The organism is Pseudomonas sp. H3_E04 (assembly GCF_054668915.1).
The window spans coordinates 3,698,262-3,713,526 of the sequence record NZ_CP162797.1; the positions used below are offsets into that span (position 1 = coordinate 3,698,262).

Genomic DNA, 15,265 nt, shown 5'->3' on the forward strand with positions numbered 1-15,265 from the left:
CACTCAGCCTTGGCGCTGTTTGTGACGCGGTTCCGCGCTGCAAATTACTCGAACAACACCTTCGCGGCGAATAATCTTGCAGTTACGGCACAGCTTTTTCACCGATGCACGAACTTTCATCACCAACTCCTCGAACCTTATGGGTACTCAGCGCAACATGCCGCTGCCGTAACCCTTCAGGTTGGCTTTCTTCATCAGGGATTCGTACTGGTGCGAAACGAGGTGCGATTGTACTTGGGACATGAAGTCCATCACAACCACGACCACGATCAGCAACGAGGTCCCGCCAAGGTAGAACGGAACGTTTGCTGCAACCACCAGGAATTGGGGCAACAGGCACACGGCCGTCATGTAAAGAGCACCGAACAGGGTCAAGCGGGTCAGAACGCCATCAATATAGCGCGCAGACTGCTCACCTGGACGGATGCCCGGAATAAAGGCACCGGACTTCTTCAGGTTTTCCGCTACGTCTTTCGGATTGAACATCAACGCCGTATAGAAGAAGCAGAAGAAAATAATCCCTGCACTAAACAGCAGAATATTCAACGGCTGACCAGGAGCGATCGACTGCGAGATGTCCTGCAACCAGCCCATACCTTCAGACTGACCGAACCAGGCACCCAACGAAGCCGGAAACAGCAAAATGCTGCTTGCGAAAATAGCCGGAATAACACCGGCCATGTTCACCTTCAGCGGCAAGTGGCTTGTCTGCGCAGCAAAAACCTTGCGGCCCTGCTGACGCTTGGCGTAGTGAACAGCGATACGACGCTGGCCACGCTCAATGAACACCACGAAACCGATAATCGCTACTGCCAGCAAACCGATGGCAACCAGGGCGAAGATGTTGATATCACCCTGACGAGCAGACTCGAAAGACTGCCCGATTGCTCTCGGAAGACCGGCGACGATACCCGAAAAAATCAACATCGAGATACCGTTGCCAACACCACGCTCAGTAATCTGCTCACCCAGCCACATCATGAACATCGCACCAGCCACAAATGTGGTTACCGCGACGAAATGGAAGCCAAAGTCACCAGTGAACGCGACGCCCTGCCCCGCCAGACCAATGGACATGCCAATAGCCTGGACCAGAGCGAGAGCGACGGTGAGGTAGCGGGTGTACTGGCTAATCTTGCGACGGCCAGCTTCACCTTCCTTCTTCAACTGCTCCAGCTGCGGGCTGACGGCGGTCATCAGTTGCATGATGATTGATGCCGAAATGTACGGCATGATCCCCAGTGCAAAGATGCTCATCCGTTCCAGCGCGCCGCCGGAGAACATGTTGAACAAGCTAAGAATGGTCCCCTCATTCTGTCGAAACAGGTCTGCGAGTCGGTCCGGGTTGATACCTGGAACCGGGATGTGTGCGCCTATTCGGTAGACGATAATCGCCAGGAACAGAAAACGCAGACGAGCCCAGAGTTCAGACATACCGCCTTTGCCGAGCGCAGAGAGAGCACCTTGCTTAGCCATTTATTCCTCGAACTTGCCGCCAGCTGCTTCGATAGCCGCACGCGCACCTTTGGTGGCGCCGATTCCCTTGCCGATAGTGACAGCGCGAGTCACTTCACCGGACAGCATGATTTTCACACGCTGTACGTTGACGTTGATCACGTTGGCATCTTTCAGGGACTGCACAGTAACGATGTCGCCTTCCACTTTGGCCAGCTCGGACAAACGCACTTCTGCGCGATCCATGGCTTTCAAGGAAACGAAACCGAACTTAGGCAGGCGACGATGCAGCGGCTGTTGACCGCCTTCAAAGCCTGGAGCGATGGTGCCACCGGAGCGGGAGGTCTGACCTTTGTGACCACGGCCACCAGTCTTGCCCAAACCACTACCGATACCACGGCCCGGACGATGCTTTTCGCGACGGGAACCCGGCGCTGGACTCAGATCATTGAGTTTCATCGATTAACCCTCGACACGCAGCATGTAGTAAGCCTTGTTGATCATCCCGCGATTCTCGGGAGTATCCTGGACTTCTACAGTGTGACCGATGCGACGCAGACCCAGACCCTTAACGCACAGTTTGTGGTTAGGGATGCGGCCGGTCATGCTTTTGATCAGCGTAACTTTAACGGTAGCCATGATTACTTGATCTCCTCAACACGCAGGCCACGCTTGGCAGCGATGGACTCAGGAGACTGCATAGCCTTCAGACCCTTGAAAGTGGCGTGAACCACGTTTACCGGGTTAGTCGAGCCGTAGCACTTGGCCAGAACGTTCTGAACGCCAGCAACTTCGAGGACAGCACGCATAGCGCCGCCAGCGATGATACCGGTACCTTCAGAAGCAGGCTGCATGTACACCTTCGAAGCGCCGTGAGCGGACTTCATTGCGTACTGCAGAGTTGTGCCGTTCAGGTCAACTTGAATCATGTTGCGGCGAGCAGCTTCCATTGCCTTCTGGATCGCAGCAGGCACTTCACGCGACTTGCCACGGCCGAAGCCAACACGCCCTTTACCATCACCAACCACGGTCAACGCGGTGAAAGTGAAGATACGGCCGCCTTTAACGGTTTTGGCTACGCGGTTAACTTGAACCAGCTTCTCAATGTAGCCTTCGTCGCGCTTTTGGTCGTTATTTGACATAACTTAGAACTCCAGCCCAGCTTCACGAGCAGCATCAGCCAGCGCTTTAACGCGGCCGTGGTACTTGAAGCCAGAGCGGTCGAAAGCCACTTGCGATACGCCAGCGGCCTTAGCACGCGTAGCGACCAGCTGGCCAACCTTTGTGGCCGCGTCGATGTTGCCAGTGGCACCATCACGCAGTTCTTTATCCAAAGTCGAGGCACTTGCCAGGACTTTGTTGCCGTCGGCCGAGATGACCTGGGCGTAGATGTGCTGCGACGAGCGGAACACGCAGAGACGCACGACTTCGAGTTCGTGCATTTTCAGGCGTGCTTTGCGAGCGCGACGCAGTCGAGTAACTTTTTTGTCGGTCATTTGCTATGCCCTACTTCTTCTTGGCTTCTTTACGACGGACGACTTCGTCCGCGTAGCGCACACCTTTGCCTTTGTACGGCTCTGGTGGACGGAAGTCGCGGATCTCGGCGGCCACTTGACCTACCAGCTGCTTGTCGATGCCCTTGATCAGGATATCGGTCTGGCTAGGAGTCTCAGCGGTGATGCCTTCCGGCAGTTCGTAATCCACTGGGTGCGAGAAGCCAAGAGCCAGGTTCAGAACCTGACCTTTTGCTTGCGCTTTGTAACCAACACCGACCAGCTGGAGCTTGCGCTCGAAGCCTTGGCTTACGCCCTGGACCATGTTGTTTACCAACGCACGCGTGGTACCGGCCATTGCGCGAGTTTGTTGATCGCCATTGCGAGCAGCGAAACGCAGCTCACCAGCTTCTTCAACGATCTCAACGGACGAATGGATGTTCAGTTCAAGAGTACCCTTGGCACCCTTCACCGAAAGCTGTTGGCCTGCGAATTTGACTTCGACACCGGCTGGCAGCTTAACGGGGTTCTTAGCGACGCGAGACATGCTTATCCCCCCTTAGAACACAGTGCAAAGAACTTCGCCGCCGACACCGGCAGCGCGCGCAGCACGATCCGTCATCACACCTTTGTTGGTGGAGACGATAGACACGCCAAGACCGCCACGAACTTTCGGCAGATCTTCAACGGACTTGTACTGACGCAGGCCTGGACGACTAACGCGCTTCACTTCTTCGATAACCGGACGGCCTTCGAAGTACTTCAGCGAGATGGACAGCGACGGCTTGGCGTCGGTGGTGATCTGAAAATCCGCGATGTAACCTTCGTCCTTCAGGACTTTTGCTACAGCTGCCTTCAACGTGGAAGACGGCATGCTTACGACAGACTTTTCAGCCATCTGGGCATTACGGATTCGAGTTAGCATGTCCGCTAACGGGTCCTGCATACTCATGGGCTAGACGCTCCTAATACAAAAAAATTAGCCTTGCGGCTACTACTTGTCGCCGAGAACTTCCGGGCAGAAAAACACGGGCTCAGGCGAGCCGGTCATTCTAGACACACCCCAGAAATGAATCAAGCCCCAAAAGGGGCTTGATTCAGATTCAAGGCCACCGATGGTCAGGCTCTTGCGAACCCGAACACCGAGACTTTGACAACTATTACCAGCTGGCTTTAACCAGACCTGGCACGTCACCACGCATTGCAGCTTGACGCAGCATGTTACGGCCGAGGCCGAACTTGCGGTACACGCCGTGCGGACGACCAGTCAGGCGGCAACGGTTACGCATGCGCGAAGCGCTTGCGTCACGTGGTTGCTTCTGCAGAGCTACGGTAGCTTCCCAACGCGCTTCTGGACTTGCGTTCAGATCGACGATGATAGCTTTCAGCGCTGCACGCTTGGTGGCGTACTTGGCAACGGTGAGCTGACGCTTCAGCTCACGGTTTTTCATGCTCTTCTTGGCCATTTTCCTACTCCAATCAGTTGCGGAACGGGAATTTGAAAGCACGCAGCAGAGCGCGGCCTTCATCATCGTTCTTGGCAGTGGTGGTCAGGGTAATGTCCAGACCGCGGAGAGCATCGATCTTGTCGTAGTCGATTTCCGGGAAAATGATCTGCTCTTTCACGCCCATGCTGTAGTTGCCACGACCATCGAAGGACTTGGCATTCAGGCCGCGGAAGTCGCGAACCCGAGGCAGGGAGATCGACAGCAGACGATCCAGGAACTCGTACATACGCTCACGGCGCAGGGTCACTTTGACGCCGATCGGCCATCCTTCGCGGACTTTGAAGCCAGCGATGGATTTACGAGCGTAGGTCACAACGACTTTCTGGCCGGTGATCTTTTCCAGGTCAGCAACAGCGTGCTCGATGACTTTTTTGTCGCCGATCGCTTCGCCCAGACCCATGTTCAGGGTGATTTTGGTAACGCGCGGAACTTCCATCACGTTCGAAAGCTTAAGTTCTTCCTTAAGTTTCGGAGCGATTTCCTTCCGGTAAATCTCTTTTAGTCGTGCCATGGTCTTCTACCTAGCAGTGTTCAAGCATCAACCGCTTTTTGGGTCGACTTGAAGACACGAATTTTCTTACCGTCTTCTACTTTGAAACCAACGCGGTCAGCCTTGTTGGTTTCGCCGTTGAAGATGGCGACGTTGGAAGCGTGCAGTGGCGCTTCTTTCTCGACGATACCGCCCTGTACGCCCGACATCGGGTTAGGCTTGGTATGACGCTTGACCAGGTTCAGACCACCAACAACCAGACGGTTGTCAGCAAGAACCTTCAGCACCTTACCGCGCTTACCTTTGTCTTTGCCGGCGATCACGATGATCTCGTCGTCACGACGAATCTTTTGCATGTCGGATCTCCTTACAGCACTTCTGGGGCGAGCGAGACGATCTTCATGAACTTCTCAGTACGAAGTTCACGGGTCACTGGCCCAAAGATACGGGTGCCGATCGGCTCTTGCTTGTTGTTCAGAAGAACAGCAGCGTTGCCATCAAAGCGGATAATGGAGCCATCAGCACGACGTACGCCGTGACGAGTGCGGACTACAACAGCAGTCATCACTTGGCCTTTTTTCACCTTACCGCGAGGAATTGCTTCCTTGACGGTAACTTTGATGATGTCACCGATACCAGCGTAACGACGATGGGAGCCACCCAGCACCTTGATGCACATAACACGGCGAGCGCCGCTGTTATCGGCCACATCGAGCATGGATTGAGTCTGAATCATATAATTTCTCCGACCCCTAGCCCTTAGACTTCCACAGCGCGTTCGAGAACATCAACCAGCGCCCAAGACTTGGTCTTGGCCATCGGACGAGTTTCACGAATAGTGACTTTGTCGCCGATGTGGCACTGATTGGTTTCGTCGTGCGCGTGCAGCTTAGTCGAACGCTTAACGTATTTACCGTAGATCGGGTGCTTTACGCGACGCTCGATCAGAACGGTGATGGTTTTGTCCATCTTGTCGCTGACAACACGGCCAGTCAGCGTACGGACAGTTTTTTCGGCTTCAGCCATGATCACTTACCTGCCTGCTGGTTGAGCACAGTCTTCACGCGAGCGATGTCACGCTTAACTTGCGAGAGCAGATGAGACTGCCCCAACTGGCCAGTTGCTTTCTGCATGCGCAGATTGAACTGGTCGCGCAGCAAGCCGAGCAGTTGCTCGTTCAGCTGCTGTGCGGATTTTTCACGAAGTTCATTCGCTTTCATCACATCACCGTCCGTTTAACAAAGGAGGTGGCGAGCGGCAGCTTTGCAGCAGCCAGGGCGAAAGCCTCACGCGCCAGCTCTTCAGAAACACCCTCGATTTCATACAGGACTTTGCCTGGCTGAATCTGGGCAACCCAGTACTCCACGTTACCCTTACCTTTACCCATACGAACCTCGAGAGGCTTCTTGGAGATCGGCTTGTCCGGGAATACACGGATCCAGATCTTGCCGCCACGTTTTACGTGACGGGTCAGAGCACGACGCGCTGACTCGATCTGACGAGCGGTGAGACGACCACGAGCAACAGACTTCAGCGCGAACTCGCCGAAGCTGACTTTGCTACCGCGCAGTGCCAGACCACGGTTGTGGCCGGTCATCTGCTTGCGGAACTTCGTACGCTTTGGTTGCAACATTTGGCGTACCCCTTACTTAGCAGCTTTTTTACGAGGCGCTGGTGCTTGTGGTTTCAGTTCTTCTTGGCGACCACCAATAACTTCGCCTTTGAAGATCCAAACCTTTACACCGATCACACCATAAGTGGTGTGAGCTTCGTAGTTGGCATAGTCGATGTCGGCACGCAGGGTGTGCAGTGGCACACGACCTTCGCGATACCATTCAGTACGTGCGATTTCAGCACCGCCGAGACGACCGCTCACTTGGATTTTGATGCCTTTGGCACCAATGCGCATGGCGTTCTGTACAGCGCGCTTCATAGCGCGACGGAACATTACACGACGCTCCAGCTGCTGAGCTACGCTCTGCGCAACCAGCATACCGTCGAGCTCCGGCTTGCGGATCTCTTCGATATTGATGTGCACAGGCACACCCATTTGCTTGGTCAGGTCCTGACGCAGTTTCTCAACATCTTCACCTTTCTTCCCGATAACGATACCTGGACGAGCGGTGTGGATGGTGATGCGTGCAGTTTGGGCCGGACGATGGATATCGATACGGCTTACGGACGCGCTTTTTAGTTTGTCTTGGAGATACTCACGCACTTTCAGATCTGCGAACAAGTAGTCCGCATAAGTCCGACCGTCTGCGTACCAGACGGAGGTGTGCTCCTTGACGATTCCCAGGCGAATGCCAATGGGATGTACTTTCTGACCCATCTCTTCGACTCCGTTACTTGTCAGCAACCTTGACAGTGATATGGCAAGACCGCTTGACGATGCGATCAGCACGGCCTTTGGCACGTGGCATGATGCGCTTCAGCGAACGCCCTTCGTTGACGAAAACGGTGCTGACCTTCAGGTCATCAACGTCTGCGCCTTCGTTATGCTCGGCGTTGGCTACGGCCGACTCCAGCACTTTCTTCATGATCTCGGCGGCTTTCTTACTGCTGAAAGCCAACAGGTTGAGCGCTTCGCCCACCTTCTTCCCGCGGATCTGGTCGGCGACCAAGCGGGCTTTCTGGGCGGAGATTCGAGCGCCCGACAACTTAGCGGCTACTTCCATTTCCTTACCCCTTAACGCTTGGCTTTCTTGTCAGCCACGTGCCCGCGATAGTTGCGGGTACCGGCGAACTCGCCCAGTTTGTGGCCGACCATGTCTTCGTTAACGAGAACTGGGACGTGCTGACGACCGTTGTGTACTGCGATGGTCAGACCGACCATTTGTGGCAGGATCATCGAACGACGCGACCAGGTTTTAATTGGTTTGCGATCGTTCTTTTCCGCCGCCACTTCGATCTTCTTCAGTAGGTGAAGATCAATAAAAGGACCTTTTTTCAGAGAACGTGGCACTGTCGTATCCCTCTATTTACTTGCGACGACGGACGATCATTTTGTCGGTACGCTTATTACCACGAGTCTTCGCGCCCTTAGTCGGGAAGCCCCATGGCGATACCGGATGACGACCACCAGAGGTACGACCTTCACCACCACCATGTGGGTGGTCAACCGGGTTCATGGCAACACCACGAACGGTTGGGCGAACGCCACGCCAGCGTTTGGCACCAGCTTTACCCAGCGAACGCAGGCTGTGCTCGGAGTTCGAGACTTCACCCAGGGTCGCACGGCATTCAGCCAGGACTTTACGCATTTCACCGGAACGCAGACGCAGGGTCACGTAGACACCTTCACGAGCGATCAGCTGAGCCGAAGCACCAGCGGAACGAGCGATCTGTGCACCTTTACCTGGCTTCAATTCGATGCCGTGTACGGTAGAACCGACTGGAATGTTGCGCAGTTGCAGAGCGTTGCCTGGCTTGATTGGAGCCAGAGCGCCTGCGATCAGCTGGTCGCCAGCACTCACGCCTTTAGGGGCGATGATGTAGCGGCGCTCGCCGTCTGCGTAGCAGAGCAGTGCGATGTGAGCAGTACGGTTTGGATCGTATTCGATACGCTCGACAGTGGCGACGATGCCATCTTTGTCGTTGCGACGGAAATCGACCATACGGTAATGCTGCTTATGACCACCACCGATGTGACGAGTGGTAATACGGCCATTGTTGTTACGACCACCAGACTTCGATTTTTTCTCGAGCAGCGGTGCGTGAGGAGCGCCTTTATGCAGCTCCTGGTTGACCACCTTGACCACAAAACGGCGGCCAGGGGAAGTCGGTTTGCATTTAACGATTGCCATGATGCACCCCTTCCTTACTCAGCACTGCTGCTGAAATCGAGATCTTGGCCTGGCTGAAGGGAGATAACTGCCTTCTTCCAGTCATTACGCTTGCCCAGACCGCGAGCAGTGCGCTTGCTCTTACCCAGAACGTTCAGGGTAGTGACGCGCTCTACTTTCACGCTGAACAGGCTTTCGACGGCCTTCTTGATTTCCAGCTTGGTTGCATCGGTAGCAACCTTGAAAACGAACTGGCCTTTCTTGTCTGCCAGAACCGTAGCCTTCTCGGAAACGTGCGGGCCAAGCAGAACTTTAAATACGCGTTCCTGGTTCATCCCAGCAGCTCCTCGAATTTCTTCACGGCCGACACGGTGATCAACACCTTGTCGTATGCGATCAGACTAACTGGATCGGAACCTTGCACATCACGTACATCTACGTGCGGCAGGTTGCGAGCAGCCAGGTACAGGTTCTGATCAACAGCGTCCGACACGATCAGAACGTCGGTCAGGCTCATGTTGTTCAGTTTGCCCAGCAGATCTTTGGTTTTCGGAGTTTCAACAGCGAAATCCTGAACCACGACCAGACGATCAGTACGCACCAGCTCAGCAAGGATGGAACGCATTGCTGCGCGATACATCTTCTTGTTCAGCTTCTGGGAGTGATCCTGTGGACGAGCTGCGAAAGTGGTACCGCCGCCACGCCAGATTGGGCTACGGATAGTACCGGCACGAGCACGGCCAGTACCTTTCTGACGCCATGGGCGCTTGCCGCCACCACGAACGTCGGAACGGGTCTTCTGCTGCTTGCTACCTTGACGGCCGCCGGCCATGTAGGCCACGACTGCTTGGTGAACCAGCGTCTCGTTGAATTCGCCGCCAAATGTCAGTTCGGAAACTTCGATCGCTTGAGCGTCATTTACATTTAATTGCATGTCAGCTTCCCCTTAACCGCGAGCCTTGGCTGCTGGACGTACAACCAGGTTGCCGCCAGTAGCGCCAGGAACAGCACCCTTGACCAACAACAGATTGCGTTCAGCGTCCACGCGCACTACTTCCAGGGACTGCACGGTCACGCGCTCAGCGCCCATATGACCGGACATTTTTTTGCCCTTGAATACACGACCAGGAGTCTGGCACTGGCCGATAGAGCCTGGGACGCGGTGGGATACGGAGTTACCGTGGGTGTTATCTTGCCCGCGGAAATTCCAACGCTTGATCGTACCCTGGAAGCCTTTACCCTTGGACTGACCGGTTACATCAACCAGTTGACCAGCGGCGAAGATTTCAGCGTTGATCAGATCGCCTGCCTGGTACTCGCCTTCTTCAAGACGGAATTCCATGGTGGTGCGACCAGCGGCAACATTCGCTTTAGCGAAGTGACCAGCCTGAGCTGCTGTTACACGCGAAGCACGACGCTCGCCGACAGTGACTTGCACTGCACGATAGCCATCGGTCTCTTCAGTTTTGAACTGGGTGACGCGATTCGGCTCGATCTCAATGACCGTGACCGGAATGGAGACACCTTCTTCGGTGAAAATACGGGTCATACCGCATTTACGACCGACTACACCAATAGTCATGTTGTAAACCTCATGAGTGTACGGGGCTTTCACCCGCTATGGCCGCCCATTTCAGAGCGTTACACGACCAAGACCGAGTCTTAGCCGAGGCTGATCTGCACTTCCACACCGGCCGCAAGATCAAGCTTCATCAGCGCATCAACGGTTTTATCCGTTGGCTGGACGATATCCAGAACACGCTTATGAGTGCGGATCTCGTACTGGTCACGCGCGTCTTTGTTGACGTGCGGGGAAACCAGAACGGTGAACCGCTCTTTACGGGTAGGCAGTGGAATTGGACCACGCACTTGAGCACCAGTACGTTTCGCGGTTTCCACGATTTCCTGGGTTGATTGGTCGATCAGGCGATGGTCAAAAGCCTTCAACCTGATACGGATTTGCTGATTTTGCATTGGATTTCAGACTCCGGCTGCTATTCCCACCGGGCGCAATACGCCCGTTAAAAGGAGGCGCAATTCTATAGACGCCCCCGATAGGTGTCAACCCAATAAAAAAGCCCCCGCTGAGCGGGGGCTTTTTCAATCCATCAAGCTGACTTTAAAAGTCTTACTCGATGATTTTGGCTACGACGCCGGCGCCGACGGTACGACCGCCTTCACGGATAGCGAAACGCAGACCATCTTCCATCGCGATGGTTTTGATCAGGGTAACAGTCATCTGAATGTTGTCACCTGGCATTACCATTTCAACGCCTTCTGGCAGCTCGCAGTTACCAGTCACGTCAGTAGTACGGAAGTAGAACTGTGGACGGTAGCCTTTGAAGAACGGAGTGTGACGGCCGCCTTCTTCCTTGCTCAGAACGTAAACTTCTGCGGTGAACTTGGTGTGCGGCTTGACCGAACCTGGCTTGACCAGAACCTGGCCACGCTCAACGTCGTCACGCTTGGTACCACGCAGCAGAACGCCGCAGTTCTCGCCAGCACGACCTTCGTCGAGCAGCTTGCGGAACATTTCAACACCGGTGCAAGTAGTAACGGTGGTGTCACGCAGACCAACGATTTCCAGCGGATCCTGAACGCGAACGATACCGCGCTCGATACGACCAGTCACAACAGTACCGCGACCCGAGATCGAGAATACGTCTTCGATTGGCATCAGGAATGGCTTGTCGATCATACGAACTGGTTCTGGGATGTAGGCATCCAGAGTTTCAACCAGTTTCTTGACGGCAGTGGTGCCCATCTCGTTGTCGTCTTTGCCTTCCAGCGCCATACGAGCCGAACCGATGATGATCGGAGTGTCGTCGCCCGGGAAGTCGTAAGTCGACAGCAGGTCACGAACTTCCATCTCAACCAGTTCCAGCAGCTCAGCGTCGTCTACCAGGTCAGCCTTGTTCAGGAAGACCACGATGTACGGAACGCCAACCTGACGGGACAGCAGGATGTGCTCACGGGTTTGCGGCATCGGACCATCAGCGGCCGAGCAAACCAGGATAGCGCCGTCCATCTGAGCAGCACCGGTGATCATGTTCTTCACGTAGTCAGCGTGACCTGGGCAGTCAACGTGAGCGTAGTGACGGATCTTCGAGTTGTACTCAACGTGCGCGGTGTTGATGGTGATACCGCGAGCTTTTTCTTCTGGTGCGCTGTCGATCTTGTCGAAGTCAACGATTGCAGAACCGAAAACTTCGGAGCAAACGCGAGTCAGAGCAGCAGTCAGAGTGGTTTTACCGTGGTCAACGTGACCAATGGTGCCAACGTTGACGTGCGGTAGGGAACGATCAAATTTTTCTTTAGCCACGACAATTAACTCCTAGCCTAAAGGGGCTGAATCAGCCTTGTTTTTTGGTTACGGATTCGACGATGTGCGACGGAGCCGTATCGTATTTTTTGAATTCCATAGAGTAGCTTGCGCGACCCTGGGACATGGAACGAACGTCGGTTGCATAACCGAACATCTCACCCAGTGGAACCTCGGCACGGATAACCTTGCCGGACACTGTGTCTTCCATACCCTGGATCATGCCGCGACGACGGTTAAGGTCGCCCATCACATCACCCATATAGTCTTCAGGCGTAACAACCTCTACCGCCATGATCGGCTCGAGCAACTCACCACCGCCCTTCTGGGCCAGTTGCTTGGTCGCCATGGAAGCAGCCACCTTGAACGCCATCTCGTTGGAGTCGACGTCATGGTAAGAACCATCGAACACGGTAGCCTTCAGGCCGATCAGCGGATAGCCGGCAACAACGCCGTTCTTCATCTGCTCTTCGATACCCTTCTGGATAGCCGGGATGTATTCCTTAGGAACCACACCACCTACAACTTCGTTCACGAATTGCAGACCTTCCTGACCTTCGTCAGCAGGCGCAAAACGGATCCAGCAGTGACCGAACTGGCCGCGACCACCGGACTGACGAACGAACTTGCCTTCGATTTCACAGTTCTTCGTGATGCGCTCACGATACGAAACCTGAGGCTTGCCGATGTTGGCTTCGACGTTGAACTCACGGCGCATCCGGTCAACCAGGATGTCCAGGTGCAGCTCGCCCATGCCGGAGATGATCGTCTGACCAGTCTCTTCATCAGTTTTAACGCGGAAAGACGGGTCTTCCTGAGCCAGTTTGCCCAGAGCGATACCCATTTTTTCCTGGTCATCCTTGGTCTTAGGCTCTACGGCAACCGAAATAACCGGCTCCGGGAAGTCCATGCGAACCAGGATGATTGGCTTGTCAGCGTTGCAGAGGGTTTCACCAGTGGTGACGTCCTTCATGCCGATCAGGGCCGCGATGTCGCCAGCGCGCACTTCCTTGATCTCTTCACGGGCGTTTGCGTGCATTTGCACCATACGACCCACGCGCTCTTTCTTGCCTTTGACCGAGTTGATCACGCCGTCGCCGGAGTTCAACACGCCCGAGTAAACGCGGACGAAGGTCAGAGTACCCACGAATGGGTCGGTAGCGATCTTGAACGCCAGAGCCGCGAAAGGCTCGTTGTCGTCTGCATGACGCTCCATCTCCTCTTCCTCGTTATCAGGGTTGGAACCCTTGATAGCAGGAATGTCGGTCGGAGCAGGCAGGTAGTCGATAACGGCGTCGAGAACCAGGGGAACGCCCTTGTTCTTGAACGAAGAACCGCAAACGGCCAGAACGATTTCGCCGGCGATAGTACGCTGACGCAAAGCAGCCTTGATCTCTTCGATCGACAGCTCTTCGCCTTCCAGGTACTTGTTCATCAGCTCTTCGTTGGCTTCGGCAGCAGCCTCAACCATGTTGTTGCGCCACTCTTCGGCCAGCTCTTGGAGCTCGGCAGGAATGTCCTTGCGAACAGGGACCATACCTTTGTCGGAGTCGTTCCAGTAGACAGCTTGCATGTTGATCAGATCGATCTGACCCTGGAAGTTGTCTTCGGAACCGATAGCCAACTGGATCGGCACCGGAGTGTGACCCAGACGCTGCTTGATCTGACCGATCACGCGCAGGAAGTTGGCGCCGGCACGGTCCATCTTGTTTACGTAAACAAGACGTGGAACGCCGTATTTGTTGGCTTGACGCCATACGGTTTCCGACTGCGGCTCAACACCCGAAGTACCGCAGAACACAACGACAGCGCCGTCGAGTACGCGCAGGGAACGCTCAACTTCAATAGTGAAGTCTACGTGGCCTGGGGTATCGATTACGTTGAAACGGTGCTCGTGAGAGTACTGCTTCTCGGAACCTTTCCAGAAGGCGGTAATGGCAGCAGAAGTAATGGTGATACCACGCTCCTGCTCCTGAACCATCCAGTCTGTGGTCGCGGCGCCATCATGCACCTCGCCCATTTTGTGACTTTTGCCGGTGTAAAACAGTACGCGCTCGGTGGTGGTGGTTTTACCAGCATCCACGTGAGCGACGATACCGATGTTACGGTAGCGGCTAATCGGAGTAGTACGAGCCATAAAGCCCTCGCAAAATTAGTGAAGCTAAAATTAGAAGCGGTAGTGCGAGAAAGCTTTGTTAGCTTCGGCCATACGGTGCACGTCTTCACGCTTCTTAACAGCAGCACCTTTACCTTCAGCAGCATCCAGCAGTTCGCCAGCCAAACGCAGAGCCATAGACTTCTCGCCGCGCTTACGGGCGAAGTCTACCAACCAGCGCATTGCCAGAGCGTTACGACGGGAAGGACGAACCTCGACCGGAACCTGGTAAGTAGCACCACCAACGCGGCGCGACTTCACTTCGACCAGCGGAGCGATGGCGTCGAGTGCTTTTTCGAAGAGTTCCAGGGGATCGGTGCCAGCCTTACGGGCCGCAACGGTTTCCAGGGCACCATAAACGATACGCTCGGCAACGGCTTTCTTGCCGCTTTCCATAACGTGGTTCATGAATTTGGCGAGGATCTGGCTTCCGTATTTCGGATCGTCCAGAATCTCACGCTTTGCTGCTACGCGACGTCTTGGCATGATAAGCCCTCAAGCGGTCTTCAGGTTAGCTCGGGACAGATCCAGAGGATGCGTGCCCGACCTTACTCTTATCGACTCAATAAAATAAAAATCTGCAAAACGGCCGATTACTTCGGACGCTTGGTACCGTACTTCGAACGACCCTGGTTACGGCCTTTAACGCCGGAAGTATCCAAGGAGCCGCGAACGGTGTGGTAACGAACACCTGGCAAGTCTTTTACACGACCGCCGCGGATCAGTACCACGCTGTGCTCTTGCAGGTTGTGGCCTTCACCACCGATGTACGAGGAAACCTCGAAACCGTTGGTCAGACGCACACGGCATACTTTACGCAGTGCCGAGTTAGGTTTTTTCGGCGTGGTGGTGTACACACGGGTGCACACGCCACGACGTTGCGGGCAGTTCTGCAGCGCAGGTACGTCGGATTTCTCGACGATACGCTTACGCGGCTGACGTACCAGCTGGTTGATAGTTGCCATCTACTAGCTCCACTGTTGTCTTGCGACGCTATTGTCTTGCAAGAAAAGCAAAATGGCAGGAACGAATTCCCGCCAAATTTAGGGGATCAAGA

Annotated in this window: 27 protein-coding genes; all 27 read right to left on the reverse strand. The window is 54.8% G+C overall.

Annotation, left to right across the window (positions count from 1 at the left end; all coding sequences use genetic code 11):
- Positions 1-3: 3 nt before the first annotated feature.
- On the reverse strand, positions 4-120 hold the full coding sequence (rpmJ, locus tag AB4N53_RS16690; protein ID WP_002555468.1) for a 50S ribosomal protein L36: 117 nt from the start codon (positions 118-120) through the stop codon (positions 4-6).
- A 27-nt stretch (positions 121-147) separates the two neighbouring features.
- The gene (gene secY / locus AB4N53_RS16695) at positions 148-1,476 is read right to left on the reverse strand and encodes a preprotein translocase subunit SecY (RefSeq protein WP_016772945.1); all 1,329 of its coding nucleotides are present in this window, start codon (positions 1,474-1,476) and stop codon (positions 148-150) included.
- On the reverse strand, positions 1,477-1,914 hold the full coding sequence (gene rplO / locus AB4N53_RS16700; RefSeq protein ID WP_003228720.1) for a 50S ribosomal protein L15: 438 nt from the start codon (positions 1,912-1,914) through the stop codon (positions 1,477-1,479).
- Between the two features lie 3 nt (positions 1,915-1,917).
- Entirely contained in the window at positions 1,918-2,094 is a 177-nt protein-coding gene (rpmD, locus tag AB4N53_RS16705) for a 50S ribosomal protein L30 (RefSeq protein ID WP_003176408.1), read from the reverse strand.
- A 2-nt stretch (positions 2,095-2,096) separates the two neighbouring features.
- Positions 2,097-2,597 carry a 30S ribosomal protein S5 gene (gene rpsE, locus AB4N53_RS16710; protein ID WP_007955637.1) on the reverse strand — a complete coding sequence of 167 codons (501 nt, stop codon included), beginning with the start codon at positions 2,595-2,597 and terminating at the stop codon, positions 2,097-2,099.
- A 3-nt stretch (positions 2,598-2,600) separates the two neighbouring features.
- Complete coding sequence (rplR, locus tag AB4N53_RS16715) at positions 2,601-2,951, reverse strand: 50S ribosomal protein L18 (protein ID WP_003186037.1); 351 nt, start codon at positions 2,949-2,951, stop codon at positions 2,601-2,603.
- Between the two features lie 10 nt (positions 2,952-2,961).
- A complete protein-coding gene (rplF, locus tag AB4N53_RS16720) occupies positions 2,962-3,495 on the reverse strand; it encodes a 50S ribosomal protein L6 (protein ID WP_003228722.1) in 534 nt (177 codons plus the stop codon).
- 12 nt (positions 3,496-3,507) lie between these two features.
- Positions 3,508-3,900, reverse strand: a complete 393-nt coding sequence (rpsH, locus tag AB4N53_RS16725) for a 30S ribosomal protein S8 (protein ID WP_016772944.1) — start codon at positions 3,898-3,900, stop codon at positions 3,508-3,510.
- Positions 3,901-4,108: 208 nt separating this feature from the next.
- The gene (rpsN, locus tag AB4N53_RS16730) at positions 4,109-4,414 is read right to left on the reverse strand and encodes a 30S ribosomal protein S14 (protein WP_003186042.1); all 306 of its coding nucleotides are present in this window, start codon (positions 4,412-4,414) and stop codon (positions 4,109-4,111) included.
- Between the two features lie 13 nt (positions 4,415-4,427).
- Positions 4,428-4,967, reverse strand: coding sequence for a 50S ribosomal protein L5 (rplE, locus tag AB4N53_RS16735; protein ID WP_003210069.1), 540 nt, complete (start codon positions 4,965-4,967; stop codon positions 4,428-4,430).
- Between the two features lie 20 nt (positions 4,968-4,987).
- Positions 4,988-5,302: a 50S ribosomal protein L24 gene (gene rplX, locus AB4N53_RS16740; protein ID WP_003186046.1), complete on the reverse strand. Its 315-nt coding sequence runs from the start codon at positions 5,300-5,302 to the stop codon at positions 4,988-4,990.
- Between the two features lie 11 nt (positions 5,303-5,313).
- On the reverse strand, positions 5,314-5,682 hold the full coding sequence (gene rplN / locus AB4N53_RS16745; protein ID WP_002555479.1) for a 50S ribosomal protein L14: 369 nt from the start codon (positions 5,680-5,682) through the stop codon (positions 5,314-5,316).
- Positions 5,683-5,705: 23 nt separating this feature from the next.
- A complete protein-coding gene (rpsQ, locus tag AB4N53_RS16750; protein ID WP_003194644.1) occupies positions 5,706-5,972 on the reverse strand; it encodes a 30S ribosomal protein S17 in 267 nt (88 codons plus the stop codon).
- 2 nt (positions 5,973-5,974) lie between these two features.
- Complete coding sequence (gene rpmC / locus AB4N53_RS16755; RefSeq protein ID WP_002555481.1) at positions 5,975-6,166, reverse strand: 50S ribosomal protein L29; 192 nt, start codon at positions 6,164-6,166, stop codon at positions 5,975-5,977.
- Positions 6,166-6,579, reverse strand: a complete 414-nt coding sequence (gene rplP, locus AB4N53_RS16760) for a 50S ribosomal protein L16 (protein ID WP_003228729.1) — start codon at positions 6,577-6,579, stop codon at positions 6,166-6,168. Before rplP ends, rpmC begins: the two co-directional genes overlap by 1 nt.
- 12 nt (positions 6,580-6,591) lie before the next feature.
- Complete coding sequence (gene rpsC, locus AB4N53_RS16765) at positions 6,592-7,278, reverse strand: 30S ribosomal protein S3 (protein WP_003176422.1); 687 nt, start codon at positions 7,276-7,278, stop codon at positions 6,592-6,594.
- A 13-nt stretch (positions 7,279-7,291) separates the two neighbouring features.
- Complete coding sequence (gene rplV, locus AB4N53_RS16770; RefSeq protein WP_003103908.1) at positions 7,292-7,624, reverse strand: 50S ribosomal protein L22; 333 nt, start codon at positions 7,622-7,624, stop codon at positions 7,292-7,294.
- An 11-nt stretch (positions 7,625-7,635) separates the two neighbouring features.
- A complete protein-coding gene (gene rpsS, locus AB4N53_RS16775) occupies positions 7,636-7,911 on the reverse strand; it encodes a 30S ribosomal protein S19 (RefSeq protein WP_011336172.1) in 276 nt (91 codons plus the stop codon).
- Positions 7,912-7,927: 16 nt separating this feature from the next.
- Positions 7,928-8,752: a 50S ribosomal protein L2 gene (gene rplB, locus AB4N53_RS16780; RefSeq protein ID WP_016772943.1), complete on the reverse strand. Its 825-nt coding sequence runs from the start codon at positions 8,750-8,752 to the stop codon at positions 7,928-7,930.
- 14 nt (positions 8,753-8,766) lie between these two features.
- Positions 8,767-9,066, reverse strand: coding sequence for a 50S ribosomal protein L23 (gene rplW, locus AB4N53_RS16785; RefSeq protein ID WP_002555488.1), 300 nt, complete (start codon positions 9,064-9,066; stop codon positions 8,767-8,769).
- Positions 9,063-9,665 (reverse strand): 50S ribosomal protein L4, encoded by a 603-nt coding sequence (gene rplD, locus AB4N53_RS16790; RefSeq protein WP_003228735.1) that lies wholly within the window; start codon positions 9,663-9,665, stop codon positions 9,063-9,065. Before rplD ends, rplW begins: the two co-directional genes overlap by 4 nt.
- Before the next feature lie 12 nt (positions 9,666-9,677).
- Positions 9,678-10,313: a 50S ribosomal protein L3 gene (gene rplC, locus AB4N53_RS16795; protein WP_003228738.1), complete on the reverse strand. Its 636-nt coding sequence runs from the start codon at positions 10,311-10,313 to the stop codon at positions 9,678-9,680.
- 80 nt (positions 10,314-10,393) lie between these two features.
- Positions 10,394-10,705, reverse strand: coding sequence for a 30S ribosomal protein S10 (gene rpsJ / locus AB4N53_RS16800; protein ID WP_003186070.1), 312 nt, complete (start codon positions 10,703-10,705; stop codon positions 10,394-10,396).
- A gap of 154 nt (positions 10,706-10,859) precedes the next feature.
- Positions 10,860-12,053 carry an elongation factor Tu gene (gene tuf, locus AB4N53_RS16805; protein ID WP_064361246.1) on the reverse strand — a complete coding sequence of 398 codons (1,194 nt, stop codon included), beginning with the start codon at positions 12,051-12,053 and terminating at the stop codon, positions 10,860-10,862.
- Positions 12,054-12,084: 31 nt separating this feature from the next.
- Entirely contained in the window at positions 12,085-14,190 is a 2,106-nt protein-coding gene (gene fusA / locus AB4N53_RS16810) for an elongation factor G (protein ID WP_016772942.1), read from the reverse strand.
- A 30-nt stretch (positions 14,191-14,220) separates the two neighbouring features.
- Positions 14,221-14,694: a 30S ribosomal protein S7 gene (rpsG, locus tag AB4N53_RS16815; protein ID WP_016772941.1), complete on the reverse strand. Its 474-nt coding sequence runs from the start codon at positions 14,692-14,694 to the stop codon at positions 14,221-14,223.
- 107 nt (positions 14,695-14,801) lie between these two features.
- Complete coding sequence (gene rpsL, locus AB4N53_RS16820; RefSeq protein ID WP_003186084.1) at positions 14,802-15,173, reverse strand: 30S ribosomal protein S12; 372 nt, start codon at positions 15,171-15,173, stop codon at positions 14,802-14,804.
- Positions 15,174-15,265 lie beyond the last annotated feature (92 nt).